13 protein-coding genes are annotated in these 17583 nt (G+C 63.1%); 6 read left to right on the top strand and 7 right to left on the bottom strand.

Features of this window, described 5'->3' with window-relative positions; all coding sequences use genetic code 11:
- Positions 1 to 6: 6 nt before the first annotated feature.
- Positions 7 to 579 carry an NADPH-dependent FMN reductase gene (gene ssuE / locus ISX93_RS03365; protein ID WP_195777299.1) on the top strand — a complete coding sequence of 191 codons (573 nt, stop codon included), beginning with the start codon at positions 7 to 9 and terminating at the stop codon, positions 577 to 579.
- Here the strand turns inward: ssuE and ISX93_RS03360 are convergent.
- The 3 genes from ISX93_RS03360 to ISX93_RS03350 form a co-directional block, all read right to left on the bottom strand.
- The gene (locus ISX93_RS03360) at positions 576 to 1349 is read right to left on the bottom strand and encodes an ABC transporter ATP-binding protein (protein WP_195777298.1); all 774 of its coding nucleotides are present in this window, start codon (positions 1347 to 1349) and stop codon (positions 576 to 578) included. The genes ssuE and ISX93_RS03360 overlap by 4 nt on opposite strands.
- Positions 1350 to 1769: 420 nt before the next feature.
- Positions 1770 to 3128, bottom strand: a complete 1359-nt coding sequence (locus tag ISX93_RS03355; protein WP_195777297.1) for a DUF1329 domain-containing protein — start codon at positions 3126 to 3128, stop codon at positions 1770 to 1772.
- 72 nt (positions 3129 to 3200) lie between these two features.
- Positions 3201 to 5180: a DUF1302 domain-containing protein gene (locus ISX93_RS03350; protein ID WP_195777296.1), complete on the bottom strand. Its 1980-nt coding sequence runs from the start codon at positions 5178 to 5180 to the stop codon at positions 3201 to 3203.
- Between the two features lie 987 nt (positions 5181 to 6167).
- Between ISX93_RS03350 and ISX93_RS03345 the strand changes: the two genes are divergently transcribed.
- Positions 6168 to 7199, top strand: coding sequence for an AraC family transcriptional regulator (locus ISX93_RS03345; protein ID WP_195777295.1), 1032 nt, complete (start codon positions 6168 to 6170; stop codon positions 7197 to 7199).
- A gap of 50 nt (positions 7200 to 7249) precedes the next feature.
- On the opposite strand, the gene ISX93_RS03340 is transcribed toward ISX93_RS03345, so the two are convergent.
- Positions 7250 to 8677 carry an SRPBCC family protein gene (locus ISX93_RS03340; RefSeq protein ID WP_195777294.1) on the bottom strand — a complete coding sequence of 476 codons (1428 nt, stop codon included), beginning with the start codon at positions 8675 to 8677 and terminating at the stop codon, positions 7250 to 7252.
- Between the two features lie 168 nt (positions 8678 to 8845).
- Positions 8846 to 9889: an AraC family transcriptional regulator gene (locus ISX93_RS03335; protein ID WP_195777293.1), complete on the bottom strand. Its 1044-nt coding sequence runs from the start codon at positions 9887 to 9889 to the stop codon at positions 8846 to 8848.
- A 147-nt stretch (positions 9890 to 10036) separates the two neighbouring features.
- Between ISX93_RS03335 and ISX93_RS03330 the strand changes: the two genes are divergently transcribed.
- Both ISX93_RS03330 and ISX93_RS03325 read left to right on the top strand, forming a co-directional pair.
- A complete protein-coding gene (locus tag ISX93_RS03330) occupies positions 10037 to 11593 on the top strand; it encodes an arylsulfatase (RefSeq protein WP_195777292.1) in 1557 nt (518 codons plus the stop codon).
- Positions 11594 to 11652: 59 nt separating this feature from the next.
- Positions 11653 to 13125: an arylsulfatase B gene (locus tag ISX93_RS03325; protein ID WP_195777291.1), complete on the top strand. Its 1473-nt coding sequence runs from the start codon at positions 11653 to 11655 to the stop codon at positions 13123 to 13125.
- 12 nt (positions 13126 to 13137) lie between these two features.
- Here the strand turns inward: ISX93_RS03325 and qhpR are convergent, their stop codons facing one another.
- Positions 13138 to 14289, bottom strand: a complete 1152-nt coding sequence (gene qhpR, locus ISX93_RS03320; protein WP_308705285.1) for an AraC-like transcriptional regulator QhpR — start codon at positions 14287 to 14289, stop codon at positions 13138 to 13140.
- A 66-nt stretch (positions 14290 to 14355) separates the two neighbouring features.
- Between qhpR and ISX93_RS03315 the strand changes: the two genes are divergently transcribed.
- Entirely contained in the window at positions 14356 to 15528 is a 1173-nt protein-coding gene (locus ISX93_RS03315; protein WP_195777290.1) for a zinc-binding dehydrogenase, read from the top strand.
- A gap of 43 nt (positions 15529 to 15571) precedes the next feature.
- On the opposite strand, the gene ISX93_RS03310 is transcribed toward ISX93_RS03315, so the two are convergent.
- The gene (locus tag ISX93_RS03310) at positions 15572 to 15736 is read right to left on the bottom strand and encodes a hypothetical protein (protein WP_195777289.1); all 165 of its coding nucleotides are present in this window, start codon (positions 15734 to 15736) and stop codon (positions 15572 to 15574) included.
- Here ISX93_RS03310 and ISX93_RS03305 point away from each other — a divergent pair.
- A complete protein-coding gene (locus ISX93_RS03305) occupies positions 15735 to 17558 on the top strand; it encodes a carboxypeptidase regulatory-like domain-containing protein (RefSeq protein ID WP_195777288.1) in 1824 nt (607 codons plus the stop codon). The two genes, ISX93_RS03310 and ISX93_RS03305, sit on opposite strands and share 2 nt — an antisense overlap.
- Positions 17559 to 17583 lie beyond the last annotated feature (25 nt).

Genomic DNA, 17583 nt, shown 5'->3' with positions numbered 1-17583 from the left:
CGCAGCATGCAGATTGTCAGCCTGTCCGGCAGCCCGAGCCGGACGTCCCCCTCCGCGGCGTTGCTCGAGCACGCCGAATTCTGGCTTCAAAGGCAGGGTGCCGCACTGCACCGCTTCCAGGTGGCGGATTTCGCTGCCGAGGACCTGCTGCAGGTGCGCGTCCACAGTCCGGCGGTGCGGCACCTGAGCGAGCAGGTGGCGCGGGCGGATGCGCTGCTGATTGCCTCGCCGATCTGCAATGCCTCGTTTTCCGCGGCACTCAAGGCACTGCTTGACCTGCTGCCCGCCGGTGCCCTGCAGGGCAAGGTGATACTGCCCATCGCCAGCGCCGGCAGCCGCACCCAGGAACTGGCGCTGGACCAGGCGCTGCGGCCGGTGCTCGCGGCACTGCAGGCGGAAACGGTGCTGCCCGGCGTGTTCGCCGAGGTAGTACAGGTGCGCGCACTGGAGGAGTGCGTGCTACTCGCGCCGGAACTGGAGCGCCGTCTGGAGCACGCCCTGGAGACACTGCAGGTGGCCATTGCGCGGCATGCGTGGCGGTCCGCCGGTAGCGAGTGCCTGCAGCGGGTGGCCTGCTAGCCCTGCCAGCAGCGATACCAGCCGTCCTGCTCGGTCACCCGCAGCGGGGTCTGGTAGAGGCTCGACAGCTGCGCGCTGGTGAGGATCTCGGCCTTGGCCCCATCGGCCACTATGCGGCCTTCGCGCAGCAGTACCACGCGCTCGATCTCCGGGATGATCTCGTCGATATGGTGGGTGGTGATGAGCATGGCGTGGCCGCTGCCGCAGAAGTTGCGCAGCAGGCTCAGCAGGGCCAGGCCGGCGCCCATGTCCAGGCCGTTGGCGGGTTCGTCGAGAATCAGTGCCTGCGGGTTGTGCACCAGCGCCCGCGCCAGCAGCAGGCGGCGCTTCTGCCCGGTGGAGAGGCGCTGGAACATGCACGCATCGATGCCGGCGATGCCCATCTGCTCCATCAGTGCCCTGGCCCGGGCCACCTGCGCCGCTGTCGCTTGCAGGTGCGCATGGCTGCCAATGGCGCCGAAAAACCCCGAGATGACCACCTCGAGCGCGCTGGTGTAGGGGGTGTAATCCTCCTGCAGGTCCTGCGAGACGAAGCCGATGCGGCTGCGCAGTTGCCACAGGTTCACCGTGTCGCTGCCGAACAGCTTGAGCCAGCTGTCGGCCTGCTGCACTGGATAGAGCTCGCGGTTGAGCAGCTTGAGCAGGGTGCTCTTGCCGGCGCCGTTGGGGCCAAGGATGGCCACGCGCTCGTGCGCGCCAATCGCCAGCGACAGCCCCTCGAAGACCCGGGTCTGCTGCTGGCAGGCGCTGATGTTGTGCAGTTCGATCATGGCGTGTTCCCGGGCCGCAGGTGGCGTGCAGGCGGTGCTGCTTGCCGCCATCTTCGCAGGTCCAGGCCAGGCTTGTCAGGTCTGCCGTGCGACCGGCCGAATGCGCCTGCCGGGACAGGTCGTCGCCAGGCAGCTGCTGCCGCCTGGGAGTACTCCAGCCAGATACTGGCCCGGCAAGGCGCGGTTGCCGATTGTGCGGCGGGGAGGGGGTGATCGAGTATCGTGAAAGGTGTCGGGCATTGCGCCCGGGACTGGCTTTCAGCCGAGTGCCCGGGCAGCGCGCTTCGCTCAGCGGGTGTTCTTGCTGGTCATCAGCAGGGAGGCAATCGCGGGCAACAGAACCAGCGCGCCGACCATGTTCCAGATGAACAGCAACACCAGCAGCCAGCCGGTCACGCATCGATCAGGACAACTCGATTATCAGCGGATGCCAGCGCCGGCCAACGCATCAGGAGTCCACTGTGCCTTGGACAGGTTCGGCAGGTAGCGGATGCCACCGTAAGGGCCGCCCATTCCGGAGACGCTGTAGCTGCCGGCTACCAGGTCGTAGATCATGTGCGGCGTCGCGTCCATCACCTTGGCGTCGTAGCTCTGGGTGGTGAAGGCGAAGGAACCACGGTACAGCCCGCCGCGGGCGTCAAACTCGTCGGAGGCCAGGGCGATCCAACTGTCTTCGTCGAGGTAGAAGGTGCGCTTGTGGTAGATGTGGCGCTTGCCCGGCTTCAGGGTTGCTTCCACTACCCACACGCGATGCTTCTCCCAACGCACCAGGTCCGGCTGGATGTGTTTGGCGGTGACCAGTGGTTTCAAATCCTTGATGTAGGTGATGTCGTAGGAGTTGTAGGGGACGTACATCTCCCTCTTGCCCAGCAGCTTCCAGTCGTAACGGTCCATCGCGCCGGCGAAGACGAAGGCGTCGTCATAGGTTGAGGCGCCGGCGGAACCCGGGTTTGGCGTGTCGTAGGCCAGCTCCGGAGCCAGTTTCACCCGGCGTTGGCCAGGCAGGTACTGCCAGGCGCGGCGTGGCTGTACCAGCGGGTTGGCGGCATCCTGCACCATGGTCGCTTCGCCGGCACGGCGAGCCGGGGCTTTGAAACTGATCTTGATCCGGTAGTAGATGTCCTTGCCGGAGATCGGCTTGTTCATGTCCTCGTAGATCGGGTAGTTCACCCAGCCTTCACCTGTGGTGGCCAAGGTTGCCACGCCGGAGCCGTCAACGTTGTAGTTGTCGTACTTGTTGCCGATGGTCTGGCCCTGGTAGCGCAGCAGATGGTTCCACATGGCCTCGTTGCCCGACTGCGGGATCGGGAAGGGCACACCAGGCAGCACGTTTTCCACCGCCAGACCTTCGTTGACCGACTTGGCGTTGGTCGCGTTCTTCAGGGTGTTGTCCAGATTGGCCTGGGGCAGCACGGCGCTACGGTGGCTCGGGTACAGATCGATGCGGTAGCTGGGGTAGCGCGCGAGCAGTTCCTGGCTGACTGCGGTCAGGTGCTCTTTGTGTTCGGCGGCATTGGCGCCGCTGATGGACAGCAGCGGTTTTTCCCCAGCGTAGGGGTTGGGTCGGTAGGACTCGCCAGGCGTGAAGCCGGCCGGCGCGGTGGTCAGACCACCCGTCCAGGCCGGGATAGAACCATCAGCGTTACCGGCCATTTCAGCACCGGTAGGTGTCAGGCTGGTGCCCAACTTGGCCGCTTCTTCCGGCGATACGGCCGCGTTGGCCAAGCCGGTAACGGCGACTGCCAGAGAGGCAGCCAGCAGAGTTTGCACGAATTTCATCTTGATAGTTCTCCTGCGCAATAGTCAGTTCATGGCGGGCCCCTGTGGACCGGACCCCGCCATGGGGCTTACTTAGAAGGTGGTCTTGAGGGTCAGATAAACAGCGCCGCGATCTTCCAGAGCCGCTCCCGGGCCGGAGAAGGATGAGTAGCCGCCGGCATAGCAGGAGTAGTTCTCGGCATTGCTGAACGCCCCCGGCGCCGCACCGTCGCCACTGCCGGCAACCGTGCCATAGCCACTGGTTTTGCACTTGTTGGTCTTGCCGAAGGAGTCCACGTATTTCAGGTCAACGAAGTACTGGTTGTAGATCTGCGCGCCCACGCCTAGCGAATAGTTGCCAGTGTCTTTGGCGCCGCCACCGCTGACGGGCGAGTTACCGTCGATCCCGACGTTGATCGCCATCGGCATGGTCATGTCCACCCCCGGTGAAACCTGGTACCAGGTGGGAGTGAAGTTGACTGCGACACCGACGTTATCGCGGTCCGCCTTGTCAATCCCGCGGTAGCTGTCGTTACCCTTGTACAGCGCCGAATTGGTGTTGTTCATGCTCAGCAGGTTGCTGTAGTACAACTCGCCCAGCAGCACCGCGGAGTCGAACAGCGGTGTGTCGGCGAAGGTGGTCAGGCCGTTGAGGGTCCAGTGCAGGGTATCGCCGGTGGCGCTGTAACTGTGCCCCGGTACTGCCGTCACCACGCCGGTCTCGGGAGTACGGGCCGGCAGGGCGATAGACGGAAAGCCAGCGGCAAGACCCGGACTGACCACCATGGCAATGCTGGCCAGCGGCATGTTGTGACGGATGTTCAGGTCGCTCCCGACGCTGACCCCTTCGATGTTCTTCGACAGGCTGAGGCCATAGATATCGATATCCTCGGCATAGGCAAAACTGTAAGAGGCATTCGCAGTCGAGTTCAGCAAGTTGGCCACGGGAAGAGGAGTCGGTGCGGCAAGGCTATTACCATCCAATACCGCCTGGGGCAGGATGTCCGAAGTTTTCCGGTAATAGACGCCCAAGGTGCCATCCAGCCACTCCGGCGACCACTTGGCCATCAGGCCGAAGTCACCGCTGTCGTCCGGGGTTATATCGTCGCCGCGGCGGACACTGAGTTGAGCCGCGCAGGGCAAAAGACCACAACCGACTGTCCCCGGAGTAGCCTGTCCAGTAAGCGGGTTCAGATTGGTGCTACCAAGTAAATTGGATTTCGCGCCAAAGCCCACCGAATCATTGGCGCCGTAATAGGTGCCGGCCTCCGCCAGGCGCGCCGCATCCCAGTCGAAGAAATACTGGCCAGCCAGGGTCAGCTCGGAATTGACGATGAAGCTGGTGGAAAACTGATTGCGCGGCACAAACAGCTCCTTGGCTTCGGTGCCGGGGGAGGCTGCCAGCTTGGCCAGGTCCAGGCCGGACTGGCCGTAGCTGACCGAATGCACCGGGTTGAGCAGCGTCTCACCCCAGAAGATGTTGTGCTGGCCGGCCTTGGCGCTGAGCAAGGACTCCTCACCCACCTCGGTGCTGTAGAACACGAAGGCATCCAGAATCTCGCCGGATGGGCCGCTGTAATAACGCTGGGCATAGTTGCTCAAATGCGAACTGCCGTAGCCGATATCATCCGCAGTCACAGCAGCATTCACCGGGTGAGGCGCGACCAACCCTGTTGCCGAATCATTGCCATTGACGAACGGATTCGAATTGGAACCGGTGTTGGCATAGGCCTTGTCGTACCAGCTGGCGGCGCTGACGCGGAAGCCCATGTTTTGCTTGTACACCACATCCAACTCGGTCAGCAGATCGACGCGATTGGTGATATTGGTGCCGGCTTTGCGGAAGTTGTAATCGCCGTCGTTACTGTTTGGCGTAGCCAACATGGTTTTATCGGCGCTTTCGGTGCGTACACCGTAGTTGTACTTGATGGTGTTATCGAAGCGGACGGCGAAGTCGCTGTTACCGGTATCCAGCTCGAGGGCCTGGGCGGAGGACAGCCCCATTCCTGCCAGCACGGCCGAGGCCAACAGCCCCCGGCGCAGGTTGACGGTTTGACTCTTGTTTTTCTTCATGGTGCTTACTCACCTGGTTTTTGTGACGGGTTCAAAAAAAATTTGCTGCTGGCGCATCCAGGCATGGATACGTTGGTGCTGTTATTGCGCACATCTGTCGAAGCGAATGAGGGATCTGTAGCGTGCATGGCGCGACATGAAGAGACAGGCCATGCGCTGCTCTGCAGGCTGAAATGGATGGACAAACGCGGTGGCGTTGGGTGGATTAACCTGACCGGGGTGCTGGGCGCCCCCTGTGGCTATCCATGCAGCTGAGCGTTTGCTCAGGCGCAACACTAGGGTCGTGAAGCGGGGAAATCTGTAGTGTTTCGGACAAAAAAATGAATTACCGCCCAGTCCCGGCGCAGCCTGGAACAACCTCTGTTGTTTGCGCCCGCTGCGCACCCGCAGGTGCTGGCCAATGCCGGTGAACGCCCGGAAACTTGATGCTTCGCACACGCTGCCTGGGACCCGGACGGATGCCTTGCCGGGTTCTGGGAACATCAGGGTCGCTGATTGATGGAGTTGTATTGCCAAACCAAGTACCTGACAGTTTTGTGGGTATTGTTTTAAGAGCCGGGGCTTACGCGACCCGCTCTGTCGGTCAGCCTGATGCCCTGCAACTGCGTAGCTGACAGGGCTTGTATTCATTAGAAAAAAACGGTGGCAGTCATTGACCGCCACCGTAAATCACCATGAAGTGGTGTTGGTGGTACCTGGCACTCACAGCGGAACCGGACAGCCTTTGCCCCGCCAGTTGTGGATGGGTATTCTTCTGAAAGGTGGCTGCGGGTGCTGGGTATTTCGTGCCAACTTCTTGGCATTTGATGTCAGGTGGGGGGCATACTGCGCCGATCAACAATCGGTGCGGCCTGGTGGTTTCGCCCGGCTGGACGCAGACGAGCTCTGCCCGCGCAAGCCTGCTGCCTGCCTGAATCTGAATGGGTCCAACTGCCGCGTGCGCGTGCCGAATGCAGCATTGGCTGCTAGATGTTCAAGAGATGGAAAATGTCAGCTGAAAATAAAAAATATAATGCTCGGCCAGAAAGGATATTCCGCCGCTTTGCAGACATCCTTCGACCCTACATTGCCCAGGCGGGGCTCGATGAGGGTTTCTTCACCGATTCCGAATACGAGTGCTTTACCGCGCAGATGGTGTTGCTGCTGGAGCTGGCGGCGCAGGCGGATGACTCGGTCGGGCTGCACATCGGCCAGCAGACGCTGTCCACCGACCTGGGGGTGCTCGGACAGGCGCTGCGCAGCCTGGACAAGCTGGGTGACACCCAGTACGGGTTGAGCCGCTATCTGATCGTGCGCGGGACAATCGAGCAGGTTGAGGTGCAAGAGAGCGCTGGCCAGATCTTCGTTTCCTACCGGCTTGCCGACCCGGCCACCAGCCTCAGTCGCCAGTATTCGGAATACATCCTGTCGCTGATGCTGGCCAGTTGGCGCGAGGTGACCGGCAGCCGGCTGACCCCGCTCAGGGTTGACTTCACCCATCAGCGGCCGGCTGATACCGGGCCGCTGCGCGAGTTCTTCGGTTGCCCGCTGTATTTCGAGCAGCCGGTGAGCGGCCTGTACATCCACAAGTCGGTACTGGAGATGCCGATAGTTACCGCGGATCGGCGGCTGTTCAAGGCGCTGCAACCTTTTCTCGAGTCGCAGAAAGAAAAGTACGAGTCGGACTCCCTGCTGGTCGATGTCTCACAGGCCATCGCTGCCGGGCTCGAGAGCAACCGCAGCGGGCTGGTGAATATTGCCGACACGCTGGGCATGAGCGTGCGCACCCTGCAACGGCGCCTGAGCGAACAGCGCCTGGAATTCGGCGATCTGGTCGAGGATGTGCGGCGGGCGCTGGCGCTGGAATATGTGGGCAAGGGGGCCTATCGGCTGACCGATGTGGCCTTGATGCTCGGCTATAACGAACCCAGCTCCTTTTCGCGGGCGTTTCGCCGCTGGACCGGCTGTTCGCCCCAGGAGTATCGCAAGCAGTCCGGTCATCCTCCCGAGGAGCATGGGGGAAGTGCCACGTCTGCCTGAGGCCTGTGGAAGGCCCGCGAGCCAGGCTCTGCGGGCGCCTGACGGGTTATTCAGTGCTGTTTGGGGTGGCTGGCCTGGTATTGCTGCAGGCCGGCGAGGGCTTTTTCCAGCTTGCCCTGCATGACCCGCCGCAGCAGGCCGCCGAGTCCGGGGATGCCGCAGCGAAAGCGGATGATCCAGGTCACGCGGGTTCCACCGGTCTCCGGCGCAAGGCTGATCAGGCCCTGGTGATTGCGCATTAGCCGGCTGCCGACAATCCGGTAGCGCACGCAGTGCCCGGGCTGCCACGCGGTGATCTGCTCACGCAGGGTGCCCAGCGGGGTCGCCACGCTGCGCTCGCCACCCACACCGCATGCGGCGCCGGAGGGCGTGGCGATCTGGGCGAAACGGCCGAGCCCCGACCAGCGGCTCAGCGCCGCGTTGTCATTCACCAGTTGGAACAGCTCGGCGGCCGGTGCGTTGATCACCAGGCTGCTGCCGGCGCGCTGGTTGTCCGGCAGCGGGCGCCGGTTGACCGGCAGGACGCTGAAGCCGTAGTTGCGGTGACCGCGTCCGGGCGCCGCCCACATGAATTCGTAGGAAAACCCGAGCGGGTCGTTGGCGTAGACGCAGCCCGCCCGCAGCGTGTGGATCGGCCGCGAGTTTGCTCTGGCCCCGGCCTTGAGCGCCCGCTGGTGCATGGCATTCACCCCGTGGCGGTTGAGCGGATCGCCAAAGCAGATGTTTAGGATGCCCTGGTCACAGACCCGATAACCCTGGCGCCACGGCTGGCCCCTGGGCTGCTGGTATTCGACGACCTCCAGCAGCAGGCTGGGGCCGCCGAGTACCCGGCGCGTGCACTGGGCACCCGCCAGCCCCCAGAGGGCCTCGTGCGCGTCGTCATGCAGCTGGGTGTCCAGTTCCGCCAGGCCCAGGCCGTCGACCAGGAAGGCCAGCGAGCGGGCCATGTCCGGGGTGGACATGCTGACATAGCGCAATGCCACCGGGCAGTCCTGGCGCCCCAGGCGATTCTGTGCGGGTAGCGGGTCTGCTTCCATCAGTTCGACATACACGCCGTCCGGGTTGCGCACGCAGACGCGGCGTTGACCAAGGCTGCCGATGGGGGGCGCCAGTGGTCGCGTGTCCAGGCGGGCCAGCCGCGCGAGAGCCGAGTCGAAGTCCGCCACCCAGACGCCACAGCGGGTGTAGCCGATGTCGTTGGGCTTGAAGTCGGTCGGCAGCAGCTTCGAGGTGGGTGACTCGTACTGGAACATCTCGATCTGGCTCCAGTCGTTGCGTCCGAGCAGGCACCAGCAGGTCATGGCCGCGCCAGGCACATTCTGGATGGCCGAGATCAGCGGGCCGCGAAACAGCAGGCGATTGCCACCGGCGGGCAGAAAGCCCAGCCCTTCGCGCCACCAGGCTTCAGTGCGGCGCAGGTCGATGACCGAGAACGCTATCTGGTTCAGGGGCAGTGGTAACGAGGTGTTCGGGTTCATTCGGGAATGTCTTCAGCAGGCGAGGATGAGGATCGCTGCATGAAACCCGAGATCACGCCGGCTGGATTGTGAAGACATGCCATAAGTTTGGCATTTGCCGCCAGCACGCTGCTGCCCGGCTGTGGCTGGTTGCGCGCGGCGGCTGGCTGGCGCTTGCTGCGGCACCACTCAGCGGGCTGTTTGCGCGGCGCGGAATTTCATCGGGGTACTGCTGGTCCAGCGCCGGAAGGCCTGATTGAAGGTGCTCTGGTCGGCATAGCCGAGCACATCGGCAACCTGGATCAGGGGCAGGTCCTGCTGTGTCAGCAGATCCATGGCCAGGGTCTTGCGATAGTCATCCAGCAACTGGTTGAAGGTCACGCCTGCATCGCTGAGGCGGCGCTGGAAGGTGCGTGGATGCAGGTGCAGGCAGTCGGCCACGTGCTCGCGCGAACAACGACCGGTGGCCAGCAGCTTGCCGATCAGCTGCCGCGTCGAGGCCAGGATGTCCTTCTCCACGCTGGGCCGGATCTGCTCCAGGTAGGCGTTGATGATCGGCGCGTAAGCGGTGTCGCGGATGGCGGTGGGCAGCGCCAGCAGGGCCGGGTCGAAGTACAGCGTGTTGCCGGGCCTGGCGTAATTGACCGGCGCGGCAAAGAACTGCCTGGCCGGCTCCGGGTCGGCCGGCGGCGGATGCTGAAAGTCGACGCGCAGGGGCCGGAAGTCGGCCTGGCCGGTAGCGATGACCAGGATGTTGCGTGCGATGCCCAGCGACAGTTCCTGGATTTGCCGGCCCGATTGCGAGCCGGGCCTGGGCAGGAAGCTGATCGAGGCCGGCCGGCCCTTGGCACTGTCACCCTCGTCGAGGCTGGCGGTGTAGCCGGTGGAATGGATGCTCATGCGGTCAGCCAGCGCCTTCAGTGCTGCACCGACGTTGTCGCTCAGGCGTGCGACTAGGCCGACCGGGCCGAGAATGTTGAGGTTCTGGATGCGCGCCAGGCGCAGGCCGAAATCCGCGCAATCCCATTCGGCGGCGCAGTCTTCGTGCAGTTGGCACAGCGCATTGAAGGAAATCCGGCTTTCGGGATCGGCCAGCAGGCCGCGGGAAAAACCGTGGCGTTGCAGCATGGCGTCCAGCTGCGGCTCGCGACCAAGCGCGACAGCCACCTCGACGATGCCATACAGCGACTCCGCGCGGGAGTGATAGGCGGTTATTGCCGGTGTTCTCTTCATGTCTCGGATACTAAATAACTTGGCTCGGATAAACAATAAAAGCGCGCGCTATCCCTTTACTCTCGAGCAACCGTACTTGCCTGCGTCGAGCCGTGCCTGTCGCGGCATGCGCCACCCATCACCGGTAAAGCCAAGGAGACTACAAAAATGCTTACCCGCCTGCTCTGCCTGTTGCTCGCCTGCACGCTACCGGGTCCGTCTGCCTGGGCGGTACCTGCTCCGGCGCAGCCGAATATCCTGGTGATCTTTGGCGACGACATCGGCTATATGAACATCTCCTCCTTCGGTGGCGACATCATGGGCGTGCCCACACCGAACATCGACCGCATCGGCCGCGAGGGCATGCGCCTGACCTCCTTCTACGGCCACCCCAGTTGCACCGCCGGCCGCGCCGCGTTCATCACCGGGCAGTTGCCGGTGCGCACCGGCATGACCCTGGTGGGCCTGCCAGGCTCGACGACCGGGCTGAAGAAGGAAGACCTGACCCTGGCCGAAGTGCTCAAAACCAAGGGTTATGCCACCGCCCAGTTTGGCAAGAACCACCTGGGTGACCTGGAAGAGAACCTGCCGCACCGCCGCGGTTTCGACGAGTTCTGGGGCAACCTGTACCACCTCAATGCCCAGGAAGAACCGGAAGATGCCGATCGTGCGCGGATCATGGGCAAGAGCACGGCCTTCCTGCCGCGCGGGGTGATTGCCGGCACGGCGGATGGCGAGACCAAGGACGTTGGCCCGCTGACCGCCAAGCGCATGGAAAACTTCGATGACGAAGTGCTGGCCCACGCCAAGGACTTCATCGACCGTCAGGTCAAGGCGGAAAAACCGTTCTTCGTCTGGCACAACGCGACCCGCATGCACGTGTTCACCCATCTCAAGGATGGCGTGAAAGGCACCTCGCGCGCCTCGGCATCCGACAACTACGGCGCCGGGCTGGCCGAACATGACGGGCATGTCGGCGCATTGCTCAAGCAGCTCGATGATCTCGGCATTGCCGACAACACCATCGTCCTCTACACCACCGACAACGGCGCCTATCAGTACATGTGGCCGGAAGGCGGCACCACGCCCTTCCGCGGCGACAAGGGCACTACCTGGGAAGGCGGGGTGCGCGTGCCGGCATTGATCCGCTGGCCCGGGCACATTCAACCGGGTCAGGTCTCGGCCGACATCGTGGCGATGGAAGACTGGTTCCCGACCCTGGCCACCCTGGCCGGCGAGCCGGATACCGTGGCCAAGCTGCTGAAAGGGCAGAAGTACGGCGCCATGGACTACAAGGTGCACCTGGATGGTTTCGACCAGACCGACTTCCTCACCGGCAAGAGCCCGAAATCGGCGCGCAACCATGTCTTCTATTACGACGAGGCCAACCTGACCGCCGTGCGCATGGGCCCCTGGAAGGTCTCGCTGGCCTCCAAGCGCGGCGGCAAGTGGGATGACCAGCTGCAATCCTATGGCCGGCCGCTGATCACCAACCTGCTGATGGACCCGTTCGAGCGGCAGGACGGCGACGTCAACCGCGCCTGGATCGAGGCCAAGGGCTGGGTCTACCTGCCGGTCATGGGCCTGCTGCAGCAGCACCTGGAAAGCTTCAAGGCGTTCCCGCCACGCCAGGTCAACATGTCCGGCGACGTGAGCAAGATGGTCTGGGGCACCATGCAGCAGATCAATGCGGCCGCGGCTGCGCAGCGTGCTGCAGGCAAATGAGGCCTGCAAAAGCTGACGGCTCAACAGAATGTTCAACCCAGTGCCTCCAGGAGTAGCCCATGTACCGTCGACCCAACCCGCTGCTGATTCTGCTGTTCCTGCTCTGTGGCCTTGGTGCGACAGCCAGCGCAAGCGCTGCCGAAACCCGCTCGCAGCCGAACATCCTGTTCATCCTCGCCGATGACCTTGGCCATGCCGATGTCGGCTTCAACGGCAGCGACATCCAGACGCCGACGCTGGATCAACTGGCCGCCAGCGGTGCGCGGCTGCAGTCGTTCTACGGCCAGCAGGTGTGCACGCCGGCGCGTGCGGCACTGATGACCGGACGCTACCCGATGCGCTACGGCCTGCAGACGTTCGTGGTATTCCCCGCGCACGCCTATGGCCTGCCGCTGCAGGAACGCACGTTGCCGGCAGCACTCAAGGAAGCCGGCTACAAGACGGTGATGACCGGCAAGTGGCACCTGGGCCACTACAAGAAAGCCTACTGGCCGCAGAACCGCGGCTTCGACCATTTCTACGGCAGCATCCTCGGCGAAGTGGATTACTTCACCAAGGAAAAGGCCGGCTTTGTCGACTGGCAGCGCAACGGCGAGTTCCTCAAGGAAACCGGCTACCACACCACCCAGCTGGCCGATGAAATGGTCCGGGTGATTGCCGCCGATGACGGCAAGAAGCCGCTGTTCATGTATATGCCGTTCCTCGCGCCGCACGCACCGTATCAGGCGCCCAAGGCGTACGAGGACCGCTACCCGGACATCCAGGATCCGACCCGGCGCACTTACGCCGGCATGGTCACCGCCATGGATGACTCGATCGCCCGCGTGCTGGCCGCCCTGAAGCAGAAAGGCATGCTGGAGAACACCATCGTGGTATTCACCAGCGACAACGGCGGCCCGCTGTCAGCGGAAATCGCCTCGGGCACCGGTGGCAGTGCGGCCGGGTTGAAGATGCCGGCCATCAACGCACCGCTGCGCGACGGCAAGAGCACGCTGTACGAGGGCGGGGTGCGCACACCGACGATCATCAGCTGGCCCGGGCATATTCCGGCCGGGCAGGTCATCGACGAGCCGCTGCACATGGTCGACTGGTTCCCGACGCTGATTGCTCAGGCCGGCGGTACGCTGGACGGTGGCAAGCCGCTGGATGGCAAGGACATCTGGCCGGTACTGACCAGCAAGGCGGCCAGCCCGCACAGCGACATCCTGATCAATGTCGAAGCCTTCCGCGGCAGCGTGCGCAAAGGCAAATGGAAGCTGCTGCACACCGCCACCTGGCCGCAGAAGACCGAGTTGTATGACCTGCAGGCGGACCTCTCGGAAAAGACCAATGTGGCCAGGGACAACCCGGCGGTGGTGGAGGAGCTGATGGCCATTCTCGACGCCTACGGCAATCAGCAGGCACCCTCCAAGTGGCTGGTCTCGCAACTGCGCTTCATGAAGTTCCAGGGCAAGATGCTCACCGAGGAAGACGACGGCGGCCTGGCTGAGAAGCAGGATATGGGCGCACTGCGCATGCTCGGCGGGCAATAGCGCGGCAGGCGGTTAGTGGCGCAGGTGCAACTTCCTGGGCTTTTTCGGCAGGCAGCGGGTCTGCCAGTTTTTCGGGGACAGCCCGAACCAACGCTGGAATGCCCGGGAAAAGGCGCTCAGATCCGAGTAGCCGAGCATGCTGGCCAGCTGCGTCATGCTGATCGACGAGTCGGTCAGGTAGCGCTTGGCCATGCCTTGCCGGGTCTTGTCCAGCAACTGCTGGAAGGAGGTTCCCTCATCGGCGAGGTAACGCTGCAGGGAGCGACTGCTGAGCATCATCAGGTCGGCAATCTGCTCGATGCTGACCCGGCCATTGGGCAGCAGGCTGCGCAGCAGCCTTTGCACATGATCGGGCAGCTCCTGGGTGGACATGTCGTCCAGGGCTTCGAGGTGCTGCTTGATCAGCCGGTGCAGGGCTTCATCGGCCGAACTCAGCGGCATTTCCAGTAAGCGCGCATTGAACAGCCAGGCATTGCTGGACGCATTGAATTGCGGCGTGTGTCCGAGCAGGCGCTTGTAGGCAGCCGGATCACCCGAGGGCGTTCCCTGCAGCAGCAAGGCCTCGGCCACCCAGCTTTTGCCCAGCAGCATGTGCATCAATTGCCAGCCCACCCCGACCGCCAGCTCCACCCCCTGGCGGGCATCCTCGATGCTGTCGTCGAGCACGGTAAAACTCAGCTGGGCATAGCGTCCGTCCGTCTCCAGCGCCACGTCATTGGCACCCGAGTGCAGGTGATAGAAAGCCGACAGCTCGTGCAGGGCTTCGCCAACGGTCTTTGCATTGCGAATCAGGTAGAGCAGGGGGCCCAGAATGCCGATCCCCTGGTGCAGGCCGAACTGCAAGCCAAACAGTGGGTTGCCGGTGCGTGCCACGCAGAGGTTCAGCAGCCTGACCAGCTTGCGGTAGGAAATCAGGCTTTCCGACTGCTCCAGGATATCTATCGGCAGCCCCGCCAGGGCGAGCATCTCCTGGGCATCGAGGTGCTGGCTTGCCGCGTAGTCGGCAAAACCGTGGAGCGCACTGGCGCGGGCAAAATCGGTCATGGCAAGGCGTTCCGGCTGGTTGATGTTGCGCAGGCGCCGGGCTGGATCCGGCGCCCCAAGCGGGTTGCTGAACAGTGCACCGATCTGGCGGAAAATGTCAAATGTATGGCGCGTTTTCACATTACAGGCTGCTGGCATTCAGTTCTTATAGCGAACCCCAAATTCATTTGTTTTCCCGGAGCTCGCATGAAAGCCGTCATCTGCAAGGACAAGACGCTTCGCGTTGTCGATAAAGCCAACCCGCAACCCGGCAAAGGTCATGTCCTGCTCAATGTGCTGCGCTGCGGCATCTGCGGCTCCGACCTGCATGCGCGCACGCATTGCGATCACTGGGCCGACCTGATGGCCAAGACCGGCTACCCGCAGTTCATGCGCAGTAGCGAAGAGGTGATCCTTGGCCATGAGTTCTGCGGCGAAGTCGTCGAGCATGGCCTGGGCTGCACGAAGGCTATCAAGCCCGGCACCCGCGTGGTGGCCCTGCCGATTCGCCGCCAGGGCCAGGCGGTCGACATGCTCGGCTTCACCGCGCGCAGTGCCGGCGCCTATGCCGAGCAGGTGGTGGTCGAGGAGTCCCTGATGCTGCCGGTACCGAACGGCCTGTCCTCGGACCTGGCGGCACTGACCGAGCCGATGGCCGTGGGTTATCACGCGGTGCGCCGCGGCGAAGTGCCCAAGGATGGCGTGGCCATCGTCATCGGTTGCGGGCCGGTGGGCCTGTCGATCATCAGCGTGCTCAAGGCGCAAGGCGTCAGGACGGTGATCGCCAGCGACTTTTCGGCCGGCCGCCGCGCGCTGGCCAAGCAGTGCGGCGCCGACATCGTCATCGACGGCAGCACCGACACGCCATTCAAGAACTGGGACGACTACGGTTTTATCGGCGACCTGTCGGCCAACTTCGAACTGGGCGTAAGCACCCGGGAAAAGCTCGGCAAGCTGCCTTTCCCCTGGTGGCACACCTGGCGCGTGGCGGAAACCCTTGGTTTCGCCGAACCCAAGCGCCCGGTGATCTTCGAGTGCGTCGGTGCGCCGAACATCCTGCAGCACATCATCAATGGCGCGCCGCTGTACGCGCGCATCGTGGTGGTCGGGGTGTGCATGGCTGCGGACCGGATTGAGCCGGCGATGGCGATCAACAAGGAAATCGACCTGCGTTTCGTCCTCGGCTACACGCCGCTGGAATTCCGCGACTGCCTGCACATGATCGCCGAGGGCAAGCTCGATTGTGCCCCGCTGATCACCGGGGTGGTCGGCCTGGAGGGGGTGGAAAACGCCTTCAGCGCACTGGGCGATCCGGAGAAGCACGCGAAGATCCTGATCGACCCGCAAAGCAGGGCCATCCAGCCGGTGCCCGTCCAGTGAGTACTGTCGACGGCAGTGCCGTTGCCACCGCAGCAGGTTGCCTTTACGCAGCAACGGCAGCCATGAGTGCCCCATGTCCAGGAGACCCATTGCCATGCAAATAATCAGAAAACTCGGCAAGCATGTTGTGTTGAACATCCTCGTCTCGGTCGCCGTCGTGGCGACCGGGCATGTCATTTTTTACTACTTCGGTTGAGGAAGCAGCCATGAATCGATCCTTCGTGTTGCCCATGGCGCTCAGCGGTCTGGTGCTCGGCAGCAGCCTGCCGGCCCTGGCCGGAACCATCAGCGGTACGGTGACGGCAGGCGACAAGCCGGTAGCCGGCGCCCTGGTGACCCTGTGGAATGCCGAGAAGAACCGTAAAGAGACCGTCTACACCGACGACCAGGGCCACTACACGCTAAACACCGGTTTTACCGGCAAGCTCGTGCTGCGCGCCCGCACACCCTATTTCAAGGATGTGAAGCAGGACCTCGAACTCGCCGCGGATACCAGCAGCAGCGTCGATTTTGCGGTGGAGAAAATCGCTTCGCTGGATGAGTTGTCTGCCAGCTTTCCGGCTTCGGCGCATGCCGCAACGCTGAAATTCCCCGATGACCAGACCAAGGCGGCGTTCATCAACCAGTGCAATTACTGCCACCAGCAGGGCAATGCCCTGACGCGCATGAATCACACCCCGGAACAGTGGAATTCCACGGTCTGGCGTATGGAAGGCTACGGCGCCTACATCACCCACGGCGAGCACAAGCGTATCGCCCGGATGATGGACGAGACCTACGATGGCAAGCCGGTGAACGCGATCCAGACCCAGGATTACGCGCCGGAGCTGGCCAAGGCGCGCATCGAGGAATGGCATGCCGCCACGCCGATGTCGTTCCTGCACGACACCATCGTCGGCTCCGATGAAAAGCTCTACGGCATCGATGAAGCCCAGGACATCATGTACATCCTGGACCGCGAGACGGGCAAGATCGAACAGAGCCAGATGCCGGCGAACGGCAACCCGGTCGGCGGCGATTTCGCCGGCCTGCAACTGCCCATCGGTATTTTCACCGGCAATCAGGGCCCGCACAGCGCGGTCGAAACCGCCGATGGCCGCATGTTCATCACCGGCGCCTTGTCGAGCAGCCTGATCATGTTCCGTCCCGCCACCAAGGAGTGGAAAGTCTACGAGATTCCGCGTGGGTTCCTCTGGCGCAAGGGGCTGTACCCGCACACCATCCGCGCCGACAAGGAAGGCAACATCTGGTTCACCGCGATGTCCTCCAACCGTCTGGTCAAGTTCGATATCAAGACCGAGCAGTTCACTGACATCGCCCTGCCCAGCAACGGCGTGATGCGCTGGCTGACCGACACCTTCATGGGCGTTATCCTCAAGGTCGCCGCCTGGTTCCCGCAGCAAAACGTGCACCTGGCGCTGTCCCACCACAAATGGCTGAACGGTGGCATCGGCATCTTCAACTGGCCTTACGGTATCGACGTCAACCCGGTCGATGGCGGTATCTGGTACAGCAAGCTGCTGTCGAACAAGATCGGCCATGTCGATCCCAAGACGCTGGAAGTCACCGAGTACGACGTGCCGCACAAAGGCCCGCGCCGCCTGCGTTTCGACAAGGACGGCATGCTCTGGATCCCGTCGTTCGACGAAGGCAAGCTGATGAAGTTCGACCCCGCCACCAAGCAGTTCGAGACCATCGACCTGCCGCTGCTGGCGCAGAACGAATACGAAATCCCTTACGCATTGAATGTCGATGCCAGGGGTGATGTGTGGATCGCCACCAACCAGCAGGACCGTATCGCGCGTTACATCCCGAGCCAGAAGAAGTTCGTCATGTACGCAATGCCCAACCGGGTCATCTGGTTCCGCGACTTCGAGTTCACCAAGGACGGCAAGGTCTGTACCAGCAACTCCAATCTGCCGGCCTATGCCCATGAAGACGGCCTGCCAGCCTTCTTCTGCATCCAGCCGGACGTGAATGACCACAGCAGCCTGATCCCGGCCCATCAGCTGCCGGTGCAGCTCAAGTAGGGTGTGCCGGTTGCGGCCGGCGGGT

Origin of the sequence: Pseudomonas sp. N040 (assembly GCF_015637705.1) — a bacterium.
In the GTDB taxonomy this organism is placed as follows: Bacteria; Pseudomonadota; Gammaproteobacteria; order Pseudomonadales; family Pseudomonadaceae; genus Aquipseudomonas.
Note: the sequence above shows the minus strand (reverse complement) of the source record. Positions and strands in the feature narration are given on the sequence as shown.

Excerpts from the sequence above, each read along its gene's own strand:
- ISX93_RS03355 (WP_195777297.1), bottom strand. The coding sequence starts at position 3,128 with ATGAAATTCGTGCAAACTCTGCTGGCTGCCTCTCTGGCAGTCGCCGTT.
- ISX93_RS03310 (WP_195777289.1), bottom strand. The coding sequence starts at position 15,736 with ATGGCTGCTTCCTCAACCGAAGTAGTAAAAAATGACATGCCCGGTCGC.
- ISX93_RS03350 (WP_195777296.1), bottom strand. The coding sequence starts at position 5,180 with ATGAAGAAAAACAAGAGTCAAACCGTCAACCTGCGCCGGGGGCTGTTG.
- ISX93_RS03345 (WP_195777295.1), top strand. The coding sequence starts at position 6,168 with ATGTCAGCTGAAAATAAAAAATATAATGCTCGGCCAGAAAGGATATTC.
- ISX93_RS03305 (WP_195777288.1), top strand. The coding sequence starts at position 15,735 with ATGAATCGATCCTTCGTGTTGCCCATGGCGCTCAGCGGTCTGGTGCTC.
- ISX93_RS03325 (WP_195777291.1), top strand. The coding sequence starts at position 11,653 with ATGTACCGTCGACCCAACCCGCTGCTGATTCTGCTGTTCCTGCTCTGT.
- ssuE (WP_195777299.1), top strand. The coding sequence starts at position 7 with ATGCAGATTGTCAGCCTGTCCGGCAGCCCGAGCCGGACGTCCCCCTCC.
- ISX93_RS03315 (WP_195777290.1), top strand. The coding sequence starts at position 14,356 with ATGAAAGCCGTCATCTGCAAGGACAAGACGCTTCGCGTTGTCGATAAA.
- ISX93_RS03335 (WP_195777293.1), bottom strand. The coding sequence starts at position 9,889 with ATGAAGAGAACACCGGCAATAACCGCCTATCACTCCCGCGCGGAGTCG.
- ISX93_RS03360 (WP_195777298.1), bottom strand. The coding sequence starts at position 1,349 with ATGATCGAACTGCACAACATCAGCGCCTGCCAGCAGCAGACCCGGGTC.
- ISX93_RS03330 (WP_195777292.1), top strand. The coding sequence starts at position 10,037 with ATGCTTACCCGCCTGCTCTGCCTGTTGCTCGCCTGCACGCTACCGGGT.
- ISX93_RS03340 (WP_195777294.1), bottom strand. The coding sequence starts at position 8,677 with ATGAACCCGAACACCTCGTTACCACTGCCCCTGAACCAGATAGCGTTC.